Origin of the sequence: Shewanella sp. SNU WT4, assembly GCF_006494715.1 — a bacterium.
GTDB lineage: Bacteria > Pseudomonadota > Gammaproteobacteria > Enterobacterales > Shewanellaceae > Shewanella.
In genome coordinates this window covers 411,657-436,756 of record NZ_CP041151.1, presented here as the reverse complement: position 1 = coordinate 436,756, position 25,100 = coordinate 411,657, and the positions used below count along the sequence as shown (strand labels likewise).

21 protein-coding genes are annotated in these 25,100 nt (G+C 46.8%); 6 read left to right on the top strand and 15 right to left on the bottom strand.

Annotation, left to right across the window (positions count from 1 at the left end; all coding sequences use genetic code 11):
• Positions 1-76 precede the first annotated feature (76 nt).
• Positions 77-1,303, top strand: coding sequence for an imidazolonepropionase (gene hutI, locus FJQ87_RS01995; RefSeq protein WP_140933952.1), 1,227 nt, complete (start codon positions 77-79; stop codon positions 1,301-1,303).
• A gap of 57 nt (positions 1,304-1,360) precedes the next feature.
• Here the strand turns inward: hutI and FJQ87_RS01990 are convergent, their stop codons facing one another.
• On the bottom strand, positions 1,361-1,777 hold the full coding sequence (locus tag FJQ87_RS01990) for a BLUF domain-containing protein (RefSeq protein WP_140930258.1): 417 nt from the start codon (positions 1,775-1,777) through the stop codon (positions 1,361-1,363).
• 279 nt (positions 1,778-2,056) lie between these two features.
• Between FJQ87_RS01990 and mtnC the strand changes: the two genes are divergently transcribed.
• Both mtnC and FJQ87_RS01980 read left to right on the top strand, forming a co-directional pair.
• Entirely contained in the window at positions 2,057-2,737 is a 681-nt protein-coding gene (mtnC, locus tag FJQ87_RS01985; RefSeq protein ID WP_140930257.1) for an acireductone synthase, read from the top strand.
• A 169-nt stretch (positions 2,738-2,906) separates the two neighbouring features.
• Positions 2,907-3,347 carry a thioesterase family protein gene (locus FJQ87_RS01980; protein ID WP_140930256.1) on the top strand — a complete coding sequence of 147 codons (441 nt, stop codon included), beginning with the start codon at positions 2,907-2,909 and terminating at the stop codon, positions 3,345-3,347.
• Between the two features lie 36 nt (positions 3,348-3,383).
• On the opposite strand, the gene FJQ87_RS01975 is transcribed toward FJQ87_RS01980, so the two are convergent.
• The 4 genes from FJQ87_RS01975 to FJQ87_RS01960 all read right to left on the bottom strand — a co-directional run bounded on the left by FJQ87_RS01975 (position 3,384) and on the right by FJQ87_RS01960 (position 7,059).
• Positions 3,384-3,776: a thioesterase family protein gene (locus FJQ87_RS01975; RefSeq protein ID WP_140930255.1), complete on the bottom strand. Its 393-nt coding sequence runs from the start codon at positions 3,774-3,776 to the stop codon at positions 3,384-3,386.
• Between the two features lie 57 nt (positions 3,777-3,833).
• Complete coding sequence (locus tag FJQ87_RS01970) at positions 3,834-4,286, bottom strand: isoprenylcysteine carboxylmethyltransferase family protein (protein WP_140930254.1); 453 nt, start codon at positions 4,284-4,286, stop codon at positions 3,834-3,836.
• 30 nt (positions 4,287-4,316) lie between these two features.
• A complete protein-coding gene (locus FJQ87_RS01965) occupies positions 4,317-5,009 on the bottom strand; it encodes an aspartate/glutamate racemase family protein (RefSeq protein WP_140930253.1) in 693 nt (230 codons plus the stop codon).
• 235 nt (positions 5,010-5,244) lie between these two features.
• The gene (locus FJQ87_RS01960; protein ID WP_140930252.1) at positions 5,245-7,059 is read right to left on the bottom strand and encodes a long-chain fatty acid--CoA ligase; all 1,815 of its coding nucleotides are present in this window, start codon (positions 7,057-7,059) and stop codon (positions 5,245-5,247) included.
• Positions 7,060-7,606: 547 nt separating this feature from the next.
• Between FJQ87_RS01960 and FJQ87_RS01955 the strand changes: the two genes are divergently transcribed.
• The 3 genes from FJQ87_RS01955 to FJQ87_RS01945 are packed head-to-tail and all read left to right on the top strand — an operon-like array spanning position 7,607 to position 10,988.
• A complete protein-coding gene (locus FJQ87_RS01955) occupies positions 7,607-9,109 on the top strand; it encodes an alpha/beta hydrolase (protein WP_240778795.1) in 1,503 nt (500 codons plus the stop codon).
• Complete coding sequence (locus FJQ87_RS01950; protein ID WP_140930250.1) at positions 9,106-9,840, top strand: ATP-binding cassette domain-containing protein; 735 nt, start codon at positions 9,106-9,108, stop codon at positions 9,838-9,840. The genes FJQ87_RS01955 and FJQ87_RS01950 overlap by 4 nt, the downstream gene beginning before the upstream one ends.
• Complete coding sequence (locus FJQ87_RS01945; RefSeq protein ID WP_140933951.1) at positions 9,840-10,988, top strand: ABC transporter permease; 1,149 nt, start codon at positions 9,840-9,842, stop codon at positions 10,986-10,988. Before FJQ87_RS01950 ends, FJQ87_RS01945 begins: the two co-directional genes overlap by 1 nt.
• Positions 10,989-11,127: 139 nt before the next feature.
• Here the strand turns inward: FJQ87_RS01945 and FJQ87_RS01940 are convergent, their stop codons facing one another.
• The 10 genes from FJQ87_RS01940 to FJQ87_RS01890 all read right to left on the bottom strand — a co-directional run bounded on the left by FJQ87_RS01940 (position 11,128) and on the right by FJQ87_RS01890 (position 25,021).
• Positions 11,128-12,132 carry a helix-turn-helix domain-containing protein gene (locus FJQ87_RS01940; protein ID WP_140930249.1) on the bottom strand — a complete coding sequence of 335 codons (1,005 nt, stop codon included), beginning with the start codon at positions 12,130-12,132 and terminating at the stop codon, positions 11,128-11,130.
• Positions 12,133-12,475: 343 nt separating this feature from the next.
• Positions 12,476-13,009 carry a molybdopterin adenylyltransferase gene (gene mog, locus FJQ87_RS01930; RefSeq protein ID WP_140930247.1) on the bottom strand — a complete coding sequence of 178 codons (534 nt, stop codon included), beginning with the start codon at positions 13,007-13,009 and terminating at the stop codon, positions 12,476-12,478.
• A 144-nt stretch (positions 13,010-13,153) separates the two neighbouring features.
• Entirely contained in the window at positions 13,154-16,321 is a 3,168-nt protein-coding gene (locus FJQ87_RS01925) for an ATP-binding protein (RefSeq protein WP_140930246.1), read from the bottom strand.
• Between the two features lie 11 nt (positions 16,322-16,332).
• Positions 16,333-17,265, bottom strand: coding sequence for an ABC transporter substrate-binding protein (locus tag FJQ87_RS01920; RefSeq protein ID WP_140930245.1), 933 nt, complete (start codon positions 17,263-17,265; stop codon positions 16,333-16,335).
• An 11-nt stretch (positions 17,266-17,276) separates the two neighbouring features.
• On the bottom strand, positions 17,277-18,176 hold the full coding sequence (locus FJQ87_RS01915) for a diguanylate cyclase (protein WP_140930244.1): 900 nt from the start codon (positions 18,174-18,176) through the stop codon (positions 17,277-17,279).
• A gap of 219 nt (positions 18,177-18,395) precedes the next feature.
• Positions 18,396-19,835 (bottom strand): pyruvate kinase, encoded by a 1,440-nt coding sequence (pyk, locus tag FJQ87_RS01910; protein WP_140930243.1) that lies wholly within the window; start codon positions 19,833-19,835, stop codon positions 18,396-18,398.
• 124 nt (positions 19,836-19,959) lie between these two features.
• Positions 19,960-21,252 (bottom strand): phosphopyruvate hydratase, encoded by a 1,293-nt coding sequence (eno, locus tag FJQ87_RS01905; RefSeq protein ID WP_140930242.1) that lies wholly within the window; start codon positions 21,250-21,252, stop codon positions 19,960-19,962.
• A gap of 61 nt (positions 21,253-21,313) precedes the next feature.
• A complete protein-coding gene (locus FJQ87_RS01900) occupies positions 21,314-22,456 on the bottom strand; it encodes a glycerate kinase (RefSeq protein WP_140930241.1) in 1,143 nt (380 codons plus the stop codon).
• Between the two features lie 11 nt (positions 22,457-22,467).
• A complete protein-coding gene (locus FJQ87_RS01895; RefSeq protein ID WP_140930240.1) occupies positions 22,468-23,733 on the bottom strand; it encodes a GntP family permease in 1,266 nt (421 codons plus the stop codon).
• 121 nt (positions 23,734-23,854) lie between these two features.
• On the bottom strand, positions 23,855-25,021 hold the full coding sequence (locus tag FJQ87_RS01890) for a sugar diacid recognition domain-containing protein (RefSeq protein WP_206194359.1): 1,167 nt from the start codon (positions 25,019-25,021) through the stop codon (positions 23,855-23,857).
• Positions 25,022-25,100: the final 79 nt, after the last annotated feature.

Here is a 25,100-nt window from a genome sequence, read left to right as displayed (position 1 = left end):
GTGCTATCTTGTATATACAAGGCAGACTAAAAAAGCAACAAGTGGCGAACATATGATTAACCAAGTGGAGATGGGCATGGAATGGGATCAAGTGTGGATTGATATTAATATCGCCAGTATGGATCCTGCACTTTCAGGAGGTTACGGTGAGATCACTGATGCCGCTATGGCCATCATCAATGACAAAATTGTATGGATAGGCCCAAGAGACCAATTGCCCGCCTTTGATGTGTTATCAACCCCTGTCTATCGCGGCGGTGGCGGCTGGATTACCCCAGGCTTAATTGATGCCCACACCCATTTACTCTTTGCGGGTAATCGCGCCAACGAATTTGAAATGCGCTTGCAAGGCGCTAGCTATCAAGACATAGCTAAGGCGGGCGGCGGGATTTTAGCCACAGTTAAAGCCACTCGCGCCGCTAGCGACGCTGACTTATTTGAGCTCGGGCGCAAACGCTTAAATGCCCTCGCCAAAGAAGGGGTAACGACTATCGAAATTAAGTCTGGGTATGGTCTCGAACTTGATACCGAACTTAAGATTTTGCGCGTTGCCCGCGAGCTAGGTAAGCATCATCATGTGGATGTTAAAACCACCTTCCTTGGCGCTCACGCGGTAGCGCCAGAATATCAGCATGATAGCGATGCCTATGTCGATGCCATCATTAACGAGATGCTACCAGCGGTAATGGCAGAAAACCTTGCCGATGCGTTCGATGTCTTTTGTGAAAATATCGCCTTTAGTCCCGAGCAAACCGCAAAACTGCTGCGCGCCGCCAAAACGGCTGGTCTTGATATCAAGCTGCACGCCGAGCAGTTATCTAATCTTGGCGGCTCACAGCTGGCTGCCAGCCTTGGGGCAAAGTCGGTGGATCACCTTGAATATTTAGATGAAGCGGGCGTCAAAGCCATTGCTGCTAGCGGTACTTGTGCCACCTTGTTACCGGGCGCGTTTTACTTTCTGCGGGAAACTAAACTGCCTCCCATAGAGCTATTGCGCCAATACCAAGTACCTATGGTGATAGCCAGTGACTATAACCCAGGATCATCACCTATTTGCTCCACCTTGTTGATGCTGAATATGGCCTGCACCTTATTTCGTTTAACGCCAGCCGAAGCATTAGCAGGCGTTACCCGCCATGCCGCCAAAGCCTTAGGGATAGAAGATAAGGTCGGCGTCTTAGCCGTTGGTATGCAGGCTGATTTTTGCTTGTGGGATATCACTCACCCAGCTGAGCTCGCTTACAGTTATGGCACTAATCCGTTTAAGCATGCAGTAAAAGCGGGCAAGCTTATTCATCAGTAAATATGCTTAGCGCTTAACAGCCCAAGCCACTAAGCGTAGGCGACAAAAGGCGCAAGATTAACGCAGGGTTTTTAAGTTCATAAAGCCCTTAAGCAAGGCAATACTCTGCAAGCTATCTAATTGATAGGGATTAAATTCTGGTTCAGGGAGTACCGACTCGAGCAAGTGTTTATGGGTTTCAAGCTGCAGCACAGCGCCCATGCCCCAGTGCGCAAAATCACGTTGGGGGATGGCGCGCCGCTTGATAAGACTAATGTTAAAGTGGCGAGTATCGTTACAAATGGCAGCGAACAGCTTATCGACTTGGTAAGCATCCCCTTCAATAGCCTGTAAAAAGTAATAATTATCAGCACACACAAAGCCACTGATCTGATTATTTTGATTGGCCGTACTCGCTTGCTGAAGCATGGCGCGAATGGCATTAGGCGGCATTTGATTGTGGCTACTAGCGTAAATAATTTGTATCAAATCCATCGATAATTATCCTTAAGCTTTATGAGTATCTAAGCCTGTTGCTGTGAATCTACACCCGCAAAAAAAGTTACCATTAACAATGGCAGATAGTCACAGGCTTTACTAGTTTTAGGCGGCACTTAGCTCAGGTTTTGCTTGATAAACACTGGCTAAATCAAGCGTTTCAGCTTAGGATCAGGCATCATTACTCAGTACCTAACGCCCGTTAATCTGTCTCAAGGGCAAGCAAAATTCACTGGGTAACAAAAATAACAAATGACTTAGGCTGGAGTAGTTCGCATGACAATCAGGGCAATCATAGTCGATACCGCAGGCACGACAACCGATTTAGATTTTATCCATAACACTCTATTTCCTTACTCAGCCAAGATGCTGCCTGAGTTTATTCAACAGCACCAAAATGATTTCTTAGTGGATTTTTGTTTGAGTGATGTGCGTGATATCGCGCTTGAACCTGAAGCTGACCTTGCCCGAGTTATCGCTATTTTGCAGCAGTGGGTTGGCGAAGATCGCAAAGCAACGCCACTAAAAACCCTGCAAGGCATGATTTGGAAACAAGGCTATGCCAAGGGCGAATTTAAAGGTCATATCTACCCTGATTTTATTGAAGCGATAAAGCGTTATCAGCAACAGAATCTGCGCATTTACAGCTTCTCTTCTGGCTCTGCTGAAGCTCAGTCTATGCTGTTTGGCCACAGTGATGGCGGTGATTTGAACCCGCTATTTAACGGTCATTTTGATACCCGTACTGGCAGCAAGCTTGATAAGCAAGCCTATCAAAACATTATCAATACCATTAGCTTAACCAGTAAGCAGATTTTATTTGTATCAGATAATCTGGACGAATTAAAAGCCGCAGCATCGGCGGGCATGAAAGTCTGCCAAATGGTGCGTGAGCCTAACACTCGCACCGGTGAATTTAGCCAGATTACTAGCTTTGATGAGCTGACTATCGACTAGCGCATCAACTAGCGCTTAGCGAGCGTTGATGGATAACCTAATGGTGGCTCTGGCCGCCATTTTTGTTATGGCTACTTTTAAATTGGTAATTGTTGAGCACGGCACCTTGCTTGCTCATAAAAGCAACAGCTGTTAACCTCGATTCAAACACAGGTTAATTGAGAACTTCATGGAAGAGTTATTAGCTGATTACCACATTCGCACCGATATAAATGTGGCTTGGGGGGAGATGGACGCCCTTAAGCATGTCAATAATGTGGTGTATTTCCGCTACTTTGAAACCGCCAGAATCGATTTTTTACTGCAAACTGGCTTAATTAGCCTGCTGCAAGATGAAAAAATTGGGCCGGTTATCAGTGAAACACAGGCGCGCTATAAACGCCCAGTGACCTTCCCAGATACTCTGACTATAGGTACTCGTATCAGCGACATACAGTCTGATCGCTTTACCATGCATTACGCCGCCTTTAGTCAGGCGCAGCAAGCCATTACCACCCTAGGTTCAGCCCAAGTCGTAATGTTCAACTTCAGTACTGGCAAAAAAGCTCTGCTGCCAAACGCTGTACTTAGCGTATTAGAGCAGCATTGCCGCGCAGAGATTGAATCATAGGGTGTTAAGCGCTAAGCCCCTTAAACCACTCAATCGTCAGCTAATTAAGTGCTCGGCGAGAGCGGCGCGCACGATCGCAGGAATGGGCTCACTGCGCTCATCTTGAAAGTTATAATGCACCATGCTGGTATGAGCCTCCGCCGTTAACTTACCTTGCTGCCAGCAGCGTTGGCGCAGCTCAAAGCTTGAGTTACCAATGTTGCTGACATCGGTGGTGATAGTCACCACAGCGCCATAAAAGGTCGGTGCCTTAAAGGCGACTGTGTAACCTGCCACGATGAGATTCCAGTTCGCAATACTAAGGCTTGGGTTAAACACGGCAAACACCTCTGTGCGCCCAGCCTCAAACCATGCGGGGATCACGGTATTATTGATATGCCCCAAAGCATCGGTTTCATTAAATCTAGGGGCTAATTCAATGGATAACATGTTGATTCCTTGTCGTTATGTTTTAGCCGTTAAGCCTTATCCGTTAGCTCAATGCGGTTATAACCAGCGGCGCACTGCTGCGCTATAGCGTTTGAACTCATCACCAAACAGCTGAGTTAACACTTGCTCTTCAGGCTTAATTTGAAAACGCGTGAGATACCACACAAACACTAATACCAGCATCATAGCCACCGGGCTTGCTAAAAAACCAGACCAACCTAATAACCACATGGCCATACCCACATACATGGGATTGCGAGTAACACTATAAATACCGGACGTCACTAAGGCCGAGGTGTTATTCGGTTTAGTAGGGTCAACCGTGGTATTGCAGCGCCTAAATTCGCGCACACCCGCCACAGCAAAAATAATCCCAACACCGCCATAAACTAGCAATAAGCTCCAGCGCAGCCAAGGAGCAAAATCCAAAGCCAGAGAGACATTGGAGAGCGCCCACGCCGCAAACGCAAATAAGACCAAGAGGAACAATGGCGGTATTTTTAGTGACATAAGCTCACCTTACATGGGTTATATGCAGTGTTATTCAGTTAACGCCAGCGTTACCGCGGCGTTAGCATGAATAGCTGTGGTATCAAATAATGGAATATGAGTGTCTTGCTCACGCACGAGTAAGCCGATTTCAGTGCAGCCTAAGATCACGCCCTGCGCTCCCCTTGCTACCAGCTGCTCCATAATTTCTACATAGGCTTGTCTTGATTCAGCAAGTATTTTGCCAAGGCACAACTCTTGATAAATTACCTGATGCACGCATTCGCGCCCCGCGACATCAGGCACTAACACCTGAATGCCTTTGGCTTCAAGGCGACTAATGTAAAAGTCTTGCTCCATGGTAAAGCGCGTACCGAGTAAACCCACGCAATCTATGCCTTGCTGCAACAAAATATCGGCGGTGGCATCAGCAATATGTAGCAGCGGGATATTGATGACCGACTCTATTTCGGCGGCGACCTTGTGCATGGTATTAGTACAAATAAGCAGAAAATCAGCACCCGCGGCTTCAACATTCAGCGCCGCCTGCGCCAACAAAGTGGCTGCGCCCGTCCAATTACCTTGATGCTGCAGCGCTTCTATTTCAGCAAAATCAACGCTATTGAGTACAAGTTTAGCGCTGTGCAAACCGCCCAGCTGCGCCTTTACCCCTTGATTGATCATGGCGTAGTAACTCGCGCTGGACTCCCAGCTCATGCCGCCCAATAAGCCTATGGTTTTCATTACTATCTCCTGCGCTATTCCCTTTTGAGCTATTGGCTTTTTACTATTCCATCTTGAACTTTAGCCACTCTCTTGCGCATCAGCATAACGGCTTTTAATTGCCGCAGCCATCCACAGTTTTTTACCGATAAAATTAAATACCATTAAAATCAAAAGTCTTTGCATACAAAGTTTACATACAGAAAAGGGACGCTATAAGCGTCCCTTTTTTAGCTGTCGCATCTAGCCTTAGCTATTAGCGGCTAGCGGCTGTTGCGTACATGGCATTAATTTCATGCGCATATTTATGATAAATCATCTTACGGCGCAGCTTCATGGTCGGAGTAATTAACCCAGCTTCCATCGAGAAGGCTTCAGGCAGTAGAGTAAATTTCTTAATTTGCTCAAAGCCAGCTAAACCTTGCTGCATAGTCTTAAGACGCGCTTCAAAATGCTCAACCACATAGCTGTGACGCAGCAATTCCATCGGCGACTCATACTTCAGGCCTTTTTCACGGGCCCAATGCTCTAAGGCTTCAAAGGCTGGCACAATCAAGGCGGTCACATAATTGCGAGCATCAGCCACAATGGCCACTTGCTCGATGAAAGGACAGCTGCCAACAGTACCTTCAACCCGCTGCGGCGCTATGTACTTACCGTTAGAAGTCTTCATTAACTCCTTGATACGGTCGGTAATAAATAAATTGCCGTTAGCATCAATTTGACCAGCATCACCGGTACGCAGCCAGCCATCAGCATCTAAGGCTTCGGCTGTGTCTTGTGGGCGATTGTAATATCCACGCATTACCGTATCGCCGCGCACTAAAATCTCGTTATCGGCGCCAAGCTTAATTTCTAAGCCTGACAAAACGCGTCCATTCGAGCCTTTCACTTGGTTATTCAACGCCTGACAGGTCACAGTCGCTGTGGTTTCTGTCATGCCATAACCACAAAGTACTGGCACACCAATGGCATAGAAGAAACTCGCCACCTTGCTATCTAAAGCGGCGCCGCCACATGGCATAAATTTCAGACGACCGCCCAATACCAGTCTTAACTTTGAGAACACTAACTTTTGCGCCAACTGATATTGCAGCGCTAACCAAGGGTTACCGCGTTGACGGCCTTGACTGACTTCAAACTGACGCTCACCCACTTTAATGGCCCAGTGGAATAACTGCTGACGCACTTTAGGCGCCTTGCCGACCTTGTCGTACACAGCGCTATACACTTTTTCAAGGAAGCGCGGCACTACGCATAAGGTATGCGGCTTAACTTCAGCGATGGCCTCTTTTATTTTAACCGTGTCTGGCAAGTAAACATTATGCGCGCCGCGGCCGAGGGCATAGAAGCTCCAGCAGCGTTCAAACACATGGCTTAATGGTAAAAAGGCTAAGGAGACATCCCCTTGGGTGAATGCTAATTCGTTATCATGCAACTTAATGGTTGAAGCGATATTACGATAATCCAGCATCACACCTTTTGGCTCACCTGTGGTGCCCGAGGTATAAATCAGGGTCAGTAAATCATTTAAGTTTTTATCCGCTAAGCGCTGCTGTAATTCAGCTTGTAGACGTTGATCGTCTGCCAGTTCAGTGGCTAATAGCGCATCAAAATGCCAATGGTTAGCGGCCTGTAGCTTAACTTCTGGATCAAAGACAATCACTTGTTCAACACTTGGACACTGAGCTTCTAAAGCGCAGGCCATTTGATACTGTTTGGCGTCATTAACGAACACCACTTTAGCGCCAGCATCATTGATGATGTAGGCCGCTTGCTCTTCGGTGCTGGTCGGATACACAGGCACAACCACAGCACGAACCATTAATGAGCCGACGTCGGCACAGGTCCATTGCGGTAAATTCTGGGACAAGATAACTGTCTTATCTTGTGGCTGGATATTGAAAGACAGTAGTACCTTCGCCATCTTTTCGCTGATGTCAGCAAACGCTTGCCAGCTGACTTTTGCCCAAGCACCTTTCAAACCAAAACCTTCTAAGGCAATGGCATCAGGACGGGCCTGCCACTGTTGTTGTAGCAGTTGGATAATATGATATTGCTGTAAGGACATAGATGACTTCGCTTTAATGAAAACCTAAAATTGGGCTTACATGTGTACCGCTTTTTTTCTATTCTACTCCATGCCATGCTAAATAATAAGAGTTTTAGCTCTACAATTACTCAGGATTGACCTCACTTCACATTTACAGAAATTCATTTATGGTCAAACCAGTGTGTAAAAACCCTCGAAAAATTCGCGACATATGACTCTTTTTGACCCGCTGTTTTTGTTATTTCCCCGCATTTAAAATGTCAGCAAACTCGCTTTCGCCAACAAACTCAGCGCGGTAATTCAGACTAATAGCTATTAATTGGGGGGCGAGTGTTGGCTAAAACTTGGGCTAGTTGCCACTAATGTTTACTGGCATCAAAATTTAACAGCTGCATTACATCCATTAACGCTTTGATATGAGATATAGTTTACCACTTACTTTGATAGCAGCATGCAAACAGGAAGCTTAGGCATGAGCCACATTGACCCCTACAAAAGTTCACCGCGCCGAGCGCTTAGGCGCCTAAGCTCACGGCTACCACTCTCTCTCATGCTAGTATCCACAATGTTAGCAATTCCTGAGTTGGCATTAGCCAAAAGCGCGCCGCTTGCTGAAAATCATAATCCCGCAATAGCGCCCGCCACGAAAGAACACGCCTGTTACGTCGATGGTATTGCCGAAAAGGTACTGTGCGGTAAGGTGTCGGTTGCTGAAAACCCAGCTAAACCCGATGGCAAACAGTTAGATATTCATTACGTTATTCTGCCTGCCATAAAAAATGCTAACCCAGAACAAGCCTTACTCGCCATTGCGGGCGGCCCAGGGCAATCAGCCATAGACAATGCCGCCGGCTTTGATCGCATGCTTAAAGAAGTGCGCCAATTTAAAGATGTACTGCTGATTGATCAGCGCGGCACAGGTAAATCTCATCTACTCGGGTGCGAGCAGTTAACGACATTAGATGCCTTTGCTATCAATGATGAATTACAAGACCCGAAAGCGGAAATGGCTAAGTGCTTAGCTAAGATAGATGCCGATGTCAGTCAATATGGCAGCCTTAACGCCATTGCCGATTTTGAAGCTGTGCGTCAGCAAGCAGGGTATAAGCAGCTTGATCTCTATGGCATTTCTTATGGCAGCCGCATGGCACAAGTCTATATGAAGCAATACCCGCAAGCGCTACGCACCGTCACCTTAGATGGCGTTGTCCCTATGCAGCAAAACATTATCGTGATTAGTGATGCCATCGCCCGCGCCACCCACTTAATGTTAAGCGACTGCGAGCAAGATGCCTTGTGCCACCAGCGCTTTCCTAACCTGTCTAGGCAGCTTATCCAAGTTGAAGCTGAGCTAAAGCTTAAACCTAAAGTAATGACTATCATGCAGCCTAAAAGTGGTGAGCCTGCTGAGTTTACTCTGACTGCCAGTAAGTTTTTAGGCACTATTCGGATGGCGCTCTACTCCCCCACCACTCGCGCTTTACTGCCTTATGCCATAGAGCAAGCCGCCGCGGGCAATGTGCAGCCCTTGCTTGGATTACACGCCCTAACCTTAGATGGCGCAGGCATAGCCATGGGGATGCATGCCAGCGTAGTGTGCGCTGAAGATATTCCGTTTATTACCGATGAGTTAGCAGCGCAAGCCAATGCCACCCCTACAGGCAAAAGCATGCTACATGCGTTAACTCTTGCCTGCGGCGCTTGGCAAGTACCAGCCGTTACGCCTGAATTTCATCAAGCTGTGGCTAGCGACATCCCGACCTTACTCTTATCTGGCAAGCTAGATCCTGCCACGCCGCCAAGCTGGGGAGAATTAGCGGCAGTGAATCTCACCAATGCCCAGCATCTAGTCGCGCCGTATGCGGGTCACGGCGTGGCCTATCAAAGCTGCGCTAACGAGTTAATCGCGACCTTAGTTAAACAAGGCAACTTAACGGCATTAGATAGTCAGTGTTTACAAAAAGATGTGCGCCGCAGCTTTTATCTTAATGCCAACAGCCTAGAAACCTTAAGCGCGCCTAAGCCATCAACAGCCGCCACCAGCACCAATGCCGGAGTAACGCCATGATCCAAGTGACAAATTTATCCAAAAAAATTGGCGAAGTGCAGGCGCTTGATGGCCTGAGCTTTCAGGCACTCGATGGCCAAATCACCGGCTTATTAGGGCCTAATGGCGCCGGTAAAACGACTTGCCTGCGCACCATTTTCGGTCTGCTGCAACCAGATAGCGGCAATGCTACCGTTGAAGGCATAGATGTAGTCATTTCCCCCCTTGCCGCAAAGCAGCAACTCGGGCTATTTCCCGACCCTTTTGGTTTATATGAACGTTTAACGCCGCGGGAATACATCAGCTTTTTTGCCGAATTAAGTGGCCTTAATCGCGCGCAGGCAAAAGTAGCGACAACCCAAGTCATTCACGATTTACAGTTAGATGATATTGCCGATAGGCGCTGCAAAGGCTTCTCTCAAGGGCAACGCATGAAAACCGCGCTGGCGCAGGCGATAGTCCATAGACCGCGCAACATTATTCTGGATGAACCAACCCGCGGCCTTGATGTTATGAGCACCCGCGTACTGCGCGGCATGCTTAAAGACTTGCGCGACCAAGGTCACTGCGTGCTGTTTTCAAGCCATGTCATGCAAGAAGTGGCGGCCTTGTGCGATCAAGTCATCGTCATGGCTAGAGGCAAGGTAGTGGCTGTCGGTAGTCCGCAGCAATTGTGCCAACAAACTGGTCACGACTCCCTAGAAGAAGCCTTTATCCAGTTAATAGGCACAGATGAGGGGATAGCCGCATGATAACTAAGATAATCACCTTAGTACGCAAAGAGTTAATTGATGCGGCGCGGGATAAACGCTCTGTGATGGCTGGGCTCTATTACGCCATAGGCACGCCATTAATCATGTGTGGTTTGTTTATGGTGCTGATTGGCCAGTTAACGAGTCCAGAAGATTTAAAAATCACTATGGTGAATCAAGCCAGCGCCCCCGACTTAGTGCGCTACTTAGATAACCGCGGTATTTCTCATGGTGATGGTGCTAATAGTGATAATGCTAAAGTATCAGCCATTCGCTTAGAGATAAGCCCAGAGTACCCGCAGCAAATGGCGCAAGCAGAGCGCGCTGAATTAACCTTAATCGCGGATAATTCTGACGAGAAACTGCAAAAATCCATTCGCCGCTTAGAGCGTGAATTGCAAAACTACAGCAGTGAAATGGCAAGCCTAAGATTAATTGCCCGCGGCATAGACCCAAGCGTAGTGCAGCCGCTAAAGGTGCAAGTTCAAGATGAGTCTACGGCCGATTCGCGCGGCGGTATGATTTTAGGCATAGCCATCTTTACCATGATTTACGCCGTCTTTATTTCCGGCATGAATCTCGCCATAGATACCAGCGCGGGTGAGCGGGAACGTAACTCACTCGCCTTGCTCTTGAGCCACCCGATCACCACCCGTGAATTGGTTATTTCCAAAATCTTAGCTGTGGCGGTATTTGCCATGTTAGGTTTAGCGTTAATTCTTGGGGTATCAAAAATTGCTTACAGCTTAGTGCCTTGGCAACAACTGGGCTTTAGCATCAATCTCACCCCTGAGTTTATCGGCCTAATGCTGATCATAGGCTTGCCGGTGGCGCTAATGGCGGCAAGCTTACAAATCTTTGTGTCATTTATGGCGAAAACCTTTAAAGAGGCGCAGTCGTATCTCACCATAGTGCTATTTGTGCCTTTGGCCTTATCTATGGCAGCCAGCTACAACATAGCCCCAGATGCCTTGCAGTGGTTGCCGGTATCAGGTCAGCAACAAGCCTTAATGGCGTTTATTAAGGGCAAAGAAATCCCTATGCTGCAATTACTGGCATCATCGGTTGGCACCTTAGTCATAGCCTTGATTATGGCCTTAGGGCTTGAGCGTATGCTCAAGAGTGAAAAAGTAGTGTTTGGTTTGTAATCTCAACGCGAAGAAACTGGACGAACTAATGGAAAATGTCACTGCTCCTGGATATATGCCAAATCAGGAAATAAACAGCCTTAAATAACATATTTAGTTATTAATGTTTAAACAAAGGCACAGAATTGACTGTGCCTTTTTATTCGCAACAATGGCTGGCAAACTTGGCTCGATAAGCCCGCGGCGACAATGACGTTTGCTGGATAAACAACTTGCGAAAAGAACCCACATCTTCATAGCCAACTTTCATCATTATCTGTGCCAGGGCTAGATCTGTGCTTTCTAATAGCCGCTTGGCCTCATCAATTCGCAGCCGTTGCCAATAACTGGCTGGCGTTTCATGTAAGGCTTTTTTAAAGCGTCGAATTAAAGTGCGCTTACCTAGGGCAAAGTGTGCGGCAATGTCATCTAGCTGATATTGTTCAGCCAAATGCACTTGCATCCATTGCTGTATTTCAGTGATCAGGCTGTCTTGGTGAAACTCTGTGGTCATGGCTATGGTCATAAAAGGCTGCTGCGAACCGCGATTAGGGGCCACTAGCAATACCTTAGACAATTGATTAGCCAGCTGCGAACCTGCAAGCATTTCCACTACACTCAGTGCCAAACTAAGGCAAGAGCTGGTTGCCCCAGCACTATAAAATTGTCCATCGGTGACCACCAGCGAATCCATGCAAAGCGTGACCTCAGGGAATTGCTGGCGAAATAAGTCCGCGAGCCACCAAGCAGTGGTGGCCTTGTGCTGCGCTAATAAGCCGCTAGCGGCCAAGATCAAGGTACCTGAGCAATATGCCGCGATGGGCTTAGTCGTTTTGGCGTAACCGACTAACGCTGGCATCAGCGGCGAAAAGGCATCACGAAACTCAATATATTCATCCATATCAGTGACAAATGCCGAGGTAAGTAAGACGGCATCGGCACTGGCCAATTCGACTTCATCTAAAGCGATAGCTGGGATGGTAAAGCCATGGTTAGTGGTGACAGGCTTGCCATCAGGACTAACGATATGGACATGAAATAAGTCACTATTGACCTCAGGATGGATGCGACGCCAATAAATATTACAGAAACTAAAGACATCCAAGAGACTAGTAATACCGCTAGCTACCACATTACCTGCGGCCAAAATCATAATTGTTTTCATCGCCGAACCTGTCACTTATGACCCCAATATTGTCAATAATGACTCTCACTAACCATTTGTCCAGTCTTTATACTGAATATCAGTTAACAATATCGAGGCTAAATCTATGACATCGCCAATCGCAACCATGCTTACCGCTATCGGCTTTATGGTAATCAGTTGGAGCTTATTGTTGTGGTTACACTTCAATATATTGCCGAGTATTTTTGCACACTTGATTGCCATACCCAGTTTGGTGTTACTGACAGGCTTCGCCGCCTGGAAACTGGCCAACCGGCATTGCTGTTAATGGCCCATAAACAACCACACCGGCATATGCCGGTGTGGTTGAGCTTGCAGGTGCTTATTTAGCTTTAGGTCGGAACGGCTTAATCACGTCTTCATTGCACTCAAGAAATGGTCCTTCCATTAAGTCGATGCAGTAAGGAATAGCTGGGAATACAGCGTCCAAACATTCACGAATCGACTTAGGCTTACCTGGCAAGTTAACTATCAAGGTATCACCGCGTAAACCTGCAGTTTGGCGCGATAAAATGGCGGTAGGTACAAACTTTAACGACTCGGCGCGCATTAACTCGCCAAAGCCTGGCATCATGCGATCGCACACTGCTTCAGTGGCTTCTGGGGTAACGTCGCGCTTGGCAGGACCCGTGCCGCCAGTAGTCACAATTAAACTGCAACCACATTCATCGGCCATCTTTTTCAGTGTGGCTTCAATCACATCCTGCTCATCTGGGATAACCTCATACACAGGCTCCCATGCTGATGTCAGGTATTCATTGAGCACGTCAATAATCGCCTTGCCAGATAAATCTTCGTAGATACCCGCGCTCGCGCGATCGCTGACTGTCACGATACCGATTTTTGCTGCCGTCATTATTTATATCCTTTATTAACCCAGCCTCGAGTAATCACAGGTGCAATGCAACTCATCGCGCACCGCAGCCCTACTGAGGCAAATATTTAGCGTAAAATATCATGGATTAATTGCCAGCAAAAATCAGATTGTAGCCTTTGCCTACTAGCCCGCTAAATCATAGGTGCGAGCGACATCAATACAGCAGCGCATTTGCTGCAGTAATTCCGGCCCAAGCACATCGACTAAGGATTGATCTTCATGCTTAGCCGCCAATTCAACTTGTTTGGCCAACTCAGATAACACCGGCATGGCAAGATTCGCCGCCACACCTTTGATGGTATGAGTGCAATTGCGCAGCTCCGTAAAATCACAATGCTCAATACTGCGGCCAACGGTATCTTCATACTCTTGCATCTCTAATACGAACATAGCTAACACTTCAGCCAGCAATTGCTTGTCGCCCGACATAGTCCTTAAGGCAGCGGCGCTATTAAACACTTCGCCCGCGGATTTCACTCCCGCCACCGCACTTAATGGCGGTGGCAATTGACTATTCATAGGCAGCGCCTTATCTGGATTAATATCTATTACGCTATTGGCTTCAATCTGCATTAGCCAACGACTTAATACCAAAGAAATTTCGCTTTCTTGCAAAGGTTTAGACAGGTAATCATTCATGCCCGCTTCCAAGCAGTGCTCTTTATCGCCCTTCATGGCATTGGCGGTAATGGCGATAATTGGAATATGCAGCCATCTTTCGCCCACTTGCCCTGCCCTGATGGCGCGCGTGGTTTGATAGCCATCCATTTCTGGCATGAGGCAATCCATTAAAATCGCGGGGTAATCCGGGCAATCAGGTGAACTTAAATGAACTAATGCCTCAACACCGTTATTGCAATAATCCACGCTAATCCCAAATTTTTGCAGCATGCCAGTCGCGACGATTTGATTAATTTTATTGTCTTCGACCAATAAAAGGTGGGTGCCATTACTATAGAAATCATCATTTATCATGTAGTTACGAGTTTGATTATTACCAAGCCCAATAACATTCAGTAGCAGCATTAACGATAACGGCCGCGTTAAGGTTAAATAGGAGTCATCAATATTTTTAAGTAGCACTCGCTGCTGATGCGTAATGGCAATCACCACCGGCGGCGAGTTCGCAGGTAAAGGCGCGGCAAAAGTAGTTATCAAGTCGTGTAATTGATTATCAGCGCGATGACTGTAATAGAAAATAGCTAAGGTATTATCGTCATGCGCCACTTGCTTAAGGTTTGGTGGCAAGGCGGCCATCTTAATGTCAGCGCCCCAAGTCTCAAACAAATCCACCAGTAAGCGCTCTTCATCACTAATATGACCAAAGAAGTGAATGGTTTTACCTTGTAGTTGCGGTGGCCAGATGCCTTGCGGCTTGGCCTGCACGCCAAGCTCTAACTGAATTTTGAAGCAACTGCCCACCCCTTGTAAGCTTTCAAGACTAATGCTGCCGCCCATAAGCTCGCATAGTCGCTTAGCAATGGATAAGCCTAAACCTGTGCCACCAAAATGGCGGGTCGTGGTGCTATCTGCCTGAGTAAAAGGTGAGAACAGTGTAGCTTGCACTTGCTCGCTAATGCCTATGCCTGTGTCTTCGATACTGACTAATAGCTGCAATTTACCGTCGTCGAGCACTGCCGTGGTCACATAGACTTCAACCCAGCCCGCTTCAGTGAATTTAATGGCGTTGCCTATGATATTGGTTAGCACTTGCCGAATGCGATTAGGATCGCCCTCCATCCAGCGCACCCGTAACTGACCTATGTCATAAATTAGCTTAATGTGTTTATCTTCAGCCTTAAGCGACATCGACTGCAATACACCATCTAGCAGGCTCACAAAATCAAAAGCGATATGCTCAATATCAAACCTGCCTGACTCGATTTTAGAAAAATCCAAAATGTCGTTAATTAGCAATAACAAGGAGTCAGCGCTATTGGTGGCAAGCGCGACATAGTGGCGCTGCTGCTCATTGAGCTCGCTTTCAGACAAAATGGCTAAAATACCTGTGACGCCATTCATGGGGGTGCGAATTTCATGGCTCATACACGCCAAGAAATCAGATTTAGCCCGTGTGGCGGCTTCGGCCTTTTCGGTAGCATCGGATAATGCCCAGTTATTAAATTCTAACTCTTGGGCATAACGCTCAATTTTGATCTCGTTGAGCTTAATGTTGCTTAAATTTTCGATACAGATAATCACGCCACACACTGCGTCTTGTTTATCTATATCGGGAATTAAACTCGCCTGAAAATACTCTTTACGCTGCAAGCGCTTAGAGAAACATTCAAACTCAAAAGTTTCAATGTCGCCGGCCATCGCCTTAGTAAAATAGGCACTAATGAGTCCATGCTCATAGGGCGATAACACTTCGCTTAACTGCTGGCCAAGCACTTGATCTAATTCAGATTCAAGCCACTGTAGATAATTGGCGTTAATGAATCTCACATGAAAATATTGATCTATATAGGCCATCTGAATAGGCAGTACTTTGGCAATATTATCGATATAGCGCCGCGAGCTTTCTAACTCTAATTCTTGCTGTAAACGCTTACCTATTACCTCGTTATACCCATTTACTAAAGATTCAAATTCATCATTGCTCGAAAACTTGATGGCGGCAGTGCCATGGTTATCAATAATTTGCTGACGAATAGAGGTTATTGGCCGAATGACAACTTTTTGCTGTATGTATAAATTCACCCCAAGCAATAGGGCAAAACCAAACAGTTGGATCATGATAAAGGTCAGCAATAAACCGCTATATAGCGCCTGTAACTCATGCAGATCATAATCTACATACACAACATAAGGGCGTAGACGCTGCTCTGTGGGTGATATCAAATGCAGTAATAAATACTGCTCAAGATGATCTATCTGCATCAGGTCTACATCCGAAAACTGTTGTAATCCGATACTTGGGTTGTAGGAAATATCCTTAACGGCCAACGGTAATTTAAATTCTTCGCCCACATAGCGTAAGTGGTTATCGGCCAGAATTCGATGGGTTTTAGGGTCAATCAAGCTGAGTCGATTGATATGATCTTTCGAGGCTAAGGTTGCTACCACCTGCTGCATATTGGTGACCGAAGGATTGGCTTCCAAAGTTAAGTTTAACGTACTAATTAAGTCAGTTAACTCATGCGCCACTTGGCTGCGAATACGTTGTTTCATATCCGTAAGATATAAAATCGAAATAATAATACTGACGCAAATCGCACAGATAATAGTGGGTAAGTTCAACTTGTAGACAATATTGCGCCTTGGTCGAATCGCCAGCATCTCAGTCATTGATTACTATCCTAGTTAAAAATATTGTCCATATGCTTACAGTCAGATTCTATTGAGCCTATGTTGTTGAGCGCCTGACATAAGGCCTTGCCCATAGCCTTGAGCTGCTGCTTGTTCTGTTTAATTTTTTGCTGTTCTGCCAAGGGTAATAAGGTCAATAATTTTAATGATTCCGCATAATCTTGAACGCTCACGCCTTCGCGTTTTGCCATAATCGCCATGGATTGTTCTGGGTATTGTTCCAGTTGTGCTAAGGATTTTTCCCACGCACTCTTAAGCAATGGTACTAAATCGGGATGATTCTTGATGCTAGCTTGCGAAAACGACACGACATCGATAATTTCACCGGGCACCTCTAGACTACTAAACAGCGGGTGCACGCCATCAATATTCATGGTTTTACTCATGAAAGGCGCATAAGTGACTACCGCATCAATTTTGCCGGCATTCATCATGTCAAAGCTATCAGCTTGCTCGACATTGATAACATTAACATCAGCGAGCGACATGCCGTGTAGCGCCAGCGCGCGACTTAAAATATAGATGCCAAGCACCCCGACCTCGCAGCCGACTAACTTACCTTTCAAATCCTTCATTGAAGTGATCCCAGCTTGCCCCAAAACCACATCGCCGCCACTGGAGTAATTGGTTAATAACACCACTTGCACCGGCTCGCCGCCAAGAGAGGCCACTTGCGTAGCTTCTATCATGGTACTGGCAAAACCTTCGGCATTCCCCATTAAATAAGCGCGCTGACTATCGGCTAAGCTCATCACTTCCATCAACTCTATCTGCAAGTTTTCGCCGCGCAAAAAACCTTTTTCATGGGCGAGATACAGTAACTCGTACCCAGGCCAAGGATTAATGGCTAAAGTGACTTTTTCTGGCTCTTTAGCGCCGCATCCCAGCAAGCTAAAGACCAATATCCATAATAGCTTTTGCATTCCGTATTCCTTTACTTAGCCGTCGATGCGGCGTCATCTGCGCAAACCACCTGATTTTTACCATTAGCTTTCGCTTGATACACAGCCAAGTCAGCTTTTTTAAGTAAGTCGGCAAACACCATTAGCTCTTTAGTCGCAGTTGCTACCCCAAAACTGGCCGTCACTAATAAAGCGCCGGGATATGACTCAGCTAAAGCTAGCCTGATTTTTTCAGTTTTGGTGGCCGCTACTTCTAACGAACAATCCATTAAAATCACAAACTCTTCTCCACCAATGCGGGCGACTACATCTTCCTTACGGGTTAATTTACGCAATAATTCAGCAATACTTTTAAGCACCAAGTCGCCCATGTCGTGGCCGTAGGTGTCGTTAATGGCTTTAAAGTTATCCACATCAAACATAACGACAGATAAAGGTTCATCATGGCGCTTAAAACGAGCAATGCGTTGCAGCGCGCATTCTTCTAAAAAATAGCGATTAAAAAGGCCGGTTAACGCATCGTGCAGCGCTAAGTACTGCAAGGTATCTCGCTGTTTTTTAAGCTGGATATGAGTGGATACGCGAACTTTTACAATCGCTGGGCGAATAGGTTTAGTAATATAATCAACGGCGCCTAACTCTAAGCCGTATTGCTCGTCATCATCGGTATCTTTACCTGTGACAAATATGATGGGGATTTTTGAGGTATTGGGATCATCTTTTAAATGGCGACATACTTGATAACCATCGAACTCAGGCATAACCACGTCTAACAAAATAAGATCGGGCTGCGGGTCAATATTCGCTAGCCGAATGCAATCATGGCCGCTATGCGCCACTCTTACATGGTATAACCCTTTTAAACACTGGCTCATAATGAGTTGATTCATTTTAATATCATCAACTATCAGCACAGTTTCAAGTTCATCCATAAGTGCATCCTGCCTTCATAACTCAAACCTAAAATTCGTCCTTTACCAAGTGTAGCAGCCAAGGCTTATAGTGAAAGTTTATGAATTTATAGATGAAAAAATCTTAGCTAATAAATTTTACCTTTTTTAGCAGAAGCTAGATTCAAGCCGGTAAACGAAAAAGCCGCAGCAAGGCTACGGCTTTTGTTTGTTCGGCGCTAGGCTCCATGAGCCCTTAGTTTAGGCTACTATCAGAGTCTTGAGTGTGTTAGTGCTACCAACCACATCCATAGCATCGCCATGGGTAAGCAGTACTAAATCACCAGCTTGCAAATGACCGGTTTGCTTGAGCATATTCAGGGCGCTAGTGGCGATATTGTCTGCTCCGCAGCTTTGGGTATCAAAAGCAATTGGCATAACACCGCGGTACAGCGCCATTTTATTGAGTACGTCCTGCTGACGAGACAAGGCAAAAATCGGCAGATTAGAGTTAATGCGCGACATCAGCTTAGCAGTGCGTCCTGATTCAGTCAGGGCAACAATCGCCTTGATACCGTCTAAATGGTTAGCGGCATACATGGTCGACAGCGCAATGGTCTCTTCTGTAGAGCTTGAGCGAATGTTCAGGCGATGGCCTGACAACTGAATGCTTGGGTGCTCTTCTGCACCAAGACATACACTGGCCATGGCTTTTACTGTTTCTTCTGGGAAATCACCCGCAGCAGTTTCAGCCGATAGCATCACAGCATCAGTACCATCTAGCACGGCATTAGCCACATCCATGACTTCGGCGCGAGTTGGCATTGGGCTTGTGATCATTGACTCCATCATCTGAGTGGCAGTGATCACGACTTTATTCAATTGACGACTGCGACGGATAAGGCTCTTTTGCACAGCAACCAGCGCAGCATCACCAATCTCAACCCCCAAATCGCCGCGAGCTACCATGATAACGTCACTGGCGTGGATAATATCATCCATAGCCGCTTCGCATTGCACTGTCTCAGCGCGCTCAACCTTAGCAACGATTAAGGCATTACAACCGGCTTCTGTCGCCAATTGGCGAGCGTATTCAATATCGGCACCAGAGCGCGGGAAAGATACCGCCAGATAATCCACACCGATTTTAGCGGCTGTGATTATGTCGGCTTTATCTTTATCGGTCAGAGCCGCAGCAGACAGACCACCGCCTTTCTTGTTGATGCCTTTGTTGTTAGACAGCACGCCTGCAACAGTCACTTTAGTATGAATTTTAGCGCCATCAATGGCTGATACTTGCAACTGCACGCGGCCGTCATCCAGCATCAGGATATCGCCAACGATTACGTCTTGTGGCAGTGATTTGTAATCGATACCTACGGCAACTTGATTGCCTTCACCTTTGGCCATTTCGGCATCTAAGGTAAAGCTATCATCGATATTCAGTTTGATTTTCTGATCATCTTTAAAAGTAGACACGCGGATTTTAGGGCCTTGCAAGTCACCCAAAATTGCCACATTTTTGTTGAGTAACTTGGCGATTTCTCGAACCTTTTCAGCGCGGGCTAGATGATCTTCTGCTGAGCCGTGAGAAAAGTTCAGACGCACTACGTTGGCACCTGCGGCAATAATGCGCTTGAGATTATCATCTTTATCCGTTGCTGGGCCTAAGGTGGTTACTATCTTGGTTCTACGAAACATATTGATTTCCAAATTTCTGATGTCTGTGTCATGTGGCACTGCTTGCCAATGTTTAAGCCTGATGGGGTTTGGGCAATCTTTTAATCAGACTCGCTCAAACCCTTAGGCTTAGTAGTCAGGGCTATTACTGACCTTTAATTTCAGTCAAACCGCGATAAGGCGCTTTTTCACCTAACTGCTCTTCGATACGCAGCAGTTGGTTGTATTTAGCGACGCGATCAGAGCGGCACAGTGAACCAGTCTTGATTTGGCCAGCCGCAGTACCTACTGCAAGGTCAGCAATAGTGGCATCTTCAGTTTCACCCGAGCGATGGGAAATCACGACTGTGTAACCTGCCTCTTTCGCCATACGGATAGCGGCTAAGGTTTCAGTCAAAGAGCCAATCTGGTTGAACTTAATCAGAATCGAGTTAGCAATATGATTCTCGATACCGCGGTTTAAGATCTTAGTGTTAGTCACGAACAAGTCATCACCCACCAGCTGAATTTTATCGCCCATGATTTGTGTCTGGTAGGCCCAGCCATCCCAGTCAGACTCATCTAAACCATCTTCAATAGAGACTATTGGGTACTGCTCGGTCAGTGATTGAAGGAAATCTGAAAACTCGTTTGCGCTGAACTCTTTGCCTTCACCAGATAACTTATATTTGCCTTCTTTGTAGAATTCAGAGGCCGCGCAGTCGAGCGCCAGCGTCACATCTTTACCCAGCTCATAACCTGCCGCAGCAACCGCTTCTTTAATCACGGCCAGCGCCTCAGCGTTAGAAGACAAGTTAGGCGCAAAACCGCCTTCGTCACCCACTGAGGTGCTCAAGCCTTTGGCTGACAGCACTTGCTTTAAGTGATGGAAAATTTCGGCGCCCATACGCAAAGCTTCACGGAAGCTCTTAGCGCCCACAGGCTGAACCATAAACTCTTGAATATCGACGTTATTATCTGCGTGCTCACCGCCGTTTAGAATATTCATCATAGGAACTGGCATGCTGTACTGACCCGCAGTGCCATTGAGCTCAGCGATATGAGCATACAGTGGCATGCCCTTGGCAGCCGCAGCGGCTTTGGCAGCGGCCAGAGACACAGCCAAAATAGCGTTAGCGCCCAGCTGGTCTTTGTTGTCGGTACCATCAAGGGCGATCATTATGCCATCAAGCTCAGCTTGAGCTGTGGCGTCTTTACCCAGCAAAGCCGCGCGGATTGGACCATTGATGTTAGCCACAGCCTTTAATACGCCTTTGCCTAAATAACGACTCTTGTCGCCGTCACGCAGTTCCAGCGCTTCGCGGCTACCAGTAGAGGCGCCCGATGGCGCGGCCGCCATACCAATAAAACCACCTTCTAAGTGTACTTCGGCCTCTACGGTTGGGTTACCGCGGGAATCCATGATTTCACGAGCTTTAATTTGAATTATTTTGGTCATTTTGATTATTCTTATTAATTGTTAAATATGAAATTTGTTGGTTCTGAGACTAGCTTAGGTCTCAGCACTTGAACTGATATACAGCCGCGACATTACGGGCAGTCAATTCAACGTTAAATTCTGCTTCTTTGAGCGCCTCTTCCAGCGATACCGAGCGAGATACCACGGCAAACACAGCGTCTATGCCATGGTCGTGCACTACGGCGCAGTCTTGGCTCAAACAGCCTGAAATACCAATAACAGGCAGATTAAATTGCTTGGCACAACGTGCTACGCCAATGGGTGTCTTACCGTGAATGGTTTGACTATCGATGCGACCCTCACCTGTGATGACGAGATCTGCGTCTTGCAAATGGGCTTTCAAGTTGACGGCGTCCATCACGATTTCAATGCCTGGGCGCAGATTGGCCTTAAGTAAACCAATTAATGCAGCGCCCATACCACCCGCGGCGCCCGCCCCTGCCACATGATTCACTTCAACATCAAGCTGCTTAGCAATCACCTCGGCATAGTGGCCAAGATTGCTATCAAGCTCTGCCACCATGTCTGGCGTTGCACCTTTTTGCGGTCCAAACACTTGCGACGCACCTTTAGGGCCACACAGTGGGTTATCAACATCACAAGCAACTTCAATAGTGACTTCAGCCAAACGTGGGTCGAGCTTCGCTATATTAATGCTCGCAAGTTTTGCTAGCTCTCCGCCGCCAAAGCCGAGCTCTGTGCCAGCAGCATCAGTCAGGCTGATACCGAGAGCCTGCGCCATACCTATGCCGCCATCATTGGTGGCGCTGCCGCCAATACCGATAATGATGTGAGACACACCTTTGTCCAGCGCCGCTTTAATCAGCTCGCCAGTACCAAAGGTGGTAGTGATCAGCGGGTTGCGCTGGGCGCTTGGCACCAGATGCAGACCCGAGGCCGCAGCCATTTCAATAATGGCAGTCTGCTTACCGCCCTGCTCACCTGTGATACCAAAGAAAGCATCAACTGGAGTACCAAGTGGACCAGTAACCTTGCAGTTGAACAATTCACCGCCAGTGGCATCAATCAGCGACTGCACTGTGCCTTCACCACCATCAGCCATAGGCAACTTGATGTACTGCGCATCAGGCATAACTTTTTTAAAACCATTCTCAATGGCTTGAGCCACTTCCATCGCGGTCAGGCTTTCTTTGTAAGAATCAGGAGCAATTACAATTTTCATTATTTATTACCTTAGAAAGTGAATCCGAACACGCCGAACATCATGGTGGATACGAAGGCAATCATCAGACCAACCGCGGTTTCATAAGGGATCAGTTTCAGTCGTTCACTCATTTGCATATTCACTGAACCGCCTGTGGCATGGAAGAAGCTGCCGTGTGGCATATGGTCAAACACTGTGGCACCGGCGTGGATCATGGCAGCACCGGCCAGCGCAGGAACGCCCAGCTCAAGAATGGTTTGACTAAATACGCTAGAAGCAACGGCGGTGCCTGCTGTGGTCGACGCTGTTGCCAGTGACATCATGGCGCCTGATATCGGAGCCAGTAAATAAGAAGGCAAGCCTGAAGCGGTAAGGCCATCAATAAGACCTGACTTAAGGCCAGAGTTAGCAATAATGCCCGCCAAAGTACCAGTACCTAGCAGCATGACGGCCACAGGTGCCATACGGCTCAGGCCAGAGATGGCAAATCGGTTGATTTCTTTATAGCGCTTCATCGCTATGGCGCCAGCTAAACCACCTAAAGGCAGTGCCAGCAGAGGATCAATGGCGATACCTGCGATAGGTCTTAACGACAGTAAGGTTATGGCAACAAGAGGAGCAACAATGGCAGCGCCAAAGCTTGGTAACAGATGAGTATCAACGCTAACCAGTTCATGGGCTTCTACTTTGCTGCCTTTATTAACCAGTTTTTTGGCAATGAAGTAAGCAAATAACATACCGCACAGCCCAGGGATAATACCTGCAGCCATAACACTGGTCAGTGGCACGTTAAAGGCATCAGCAGCGGCGATAGAATTAGGATTAGGGGACATGACATTACCGGCTTTACCGCCACCCACCATGGCCAACAAAATCGCCATTTTGGAAATATCAGTGCGATGAGCAATAGCCAGAGCAATAGGTGCCACAGTAATAACGGCGACGTCAACAAACACGCCGACAGCGGTGAGGATCATGGTTGCCAGTGCCAGCGCGAACAAGGCGCGGGTTTCACCGATTTTTTTAATGATGGATTCGGCAATCGCAGTCGCGGCGCCAGATTCAATCAGCACGCCAGCTAATACACCTGCGGCCAGAATACGAAGCACAGCAGTAACTATGCCCTGCGCGCCACCTATCATAAGTGACACAGTCTCAGTTAATGACACGCCACCGACGATACCGCCAACCAATGCGCCCAGCATCATACCGTATGCAGGCGGCACCTTTTTTAAAATAAGAAAAATAGCTACAAGCAACGCCACCAGCGCGCCGAGCATGGAAACTTCCACCACAATATATTCTCCGACTGAATAATGTCGGGGAGTAATTTAACAATATTAAATTTTTAAGTCTTTGTGTACATGGTGGAAAGCAAACCAATAAAAATCGCGATTTTTTGTGCACATGTACAAATTAAAAATTAGCCCCTTCATGGGCTTGCAGTGACATATACAGATGCACACTGGCATCAAAGTCAAAAATATTAAGATTGGTGATTTCGCATATCCGCTCGAGTCGGTAACGAATGGTATTGCGGTGCAATGCCATGGCATCACAGGTCGCATTAATATTGCAGTTTTGCTTGTAGTAAGTCTTGAGGGTATCAATTAACAAGCCTTTCTTATCCTGCACCTTAAGTAACTCATAAGGTTTGAGAATGCGATCGGAATGCCACTTAATATTTTTAAGGTAATGCAAACTGATGGGGATCATGGCTTCATTATAAAAATGAAATTCATTGCCATTATTGCTTGTGGAGTTCTCATTAACCTCCATGGTGGCTTTTGCCGACAAATAGGAGAGGCTTAATCCATTGATATTTGGATAATAATCACCGAGGTAGATTTTTGCGGCATATTTTTTATCATCTTCAATCCGGGAAAATAGCGCTTTAATTCTTGTCAATTCATGCTCTTTTGACCAAGAGTCATTAAGGAGTTTGACGGGTTTTAGCACTACTACTTCTCTTCGAGTCACAGATTTAATGGCAACAATATTGTCGCGCTCTGGATTCTCTAACAGGTACACCAAACGAATAAGGTGATCGGACGTGATCTGATGGCCATTTTTAGGGAACAATTTAATGATGGTGGCAATTCTGGGTTGTCTGAGATCCAGTTTTAATCTTTCAGCTATGTCGGTTAATTGCTCTTCATAAAAACCGTCGCCATTGATCAATTGAAACACCAATTCTTCTCTATGGCGCCGGTCCCACTGCACATGCGACATAGCTTCGGCTTGCTCAATGATGAGCTCAGCAATGGATTTTACCAGAGGCACTTGCTCGCGAATGTCATTGGGATTGCCGGAAATCCCAACAATCCCCACAGGATTATTGCCATAGAAAATCGGCACATTGATGCCGGGTTTTACGCCTTTAAGCTGATTGGCGATGTTGTCATTAATTTCTACCATGCGGCAATCATTAAACGCCAGTTGGGCGCCTTCATGAATATCATTAATCCGCGAAGCATCCCCCGACCCTATGATAATGCCATTGGCATCAAACACATTGATTGAATAGTTGAGCGCACTCATTACGCGCTCAACAATTTTCTGGGCAATACTCTTGGATAACATAATGTCCCTTAATGAAATGCTCGCCAATACTGAGTGCTAACGCTATAGGCGCTAAACCATCACACCGATAAGCCTTTAG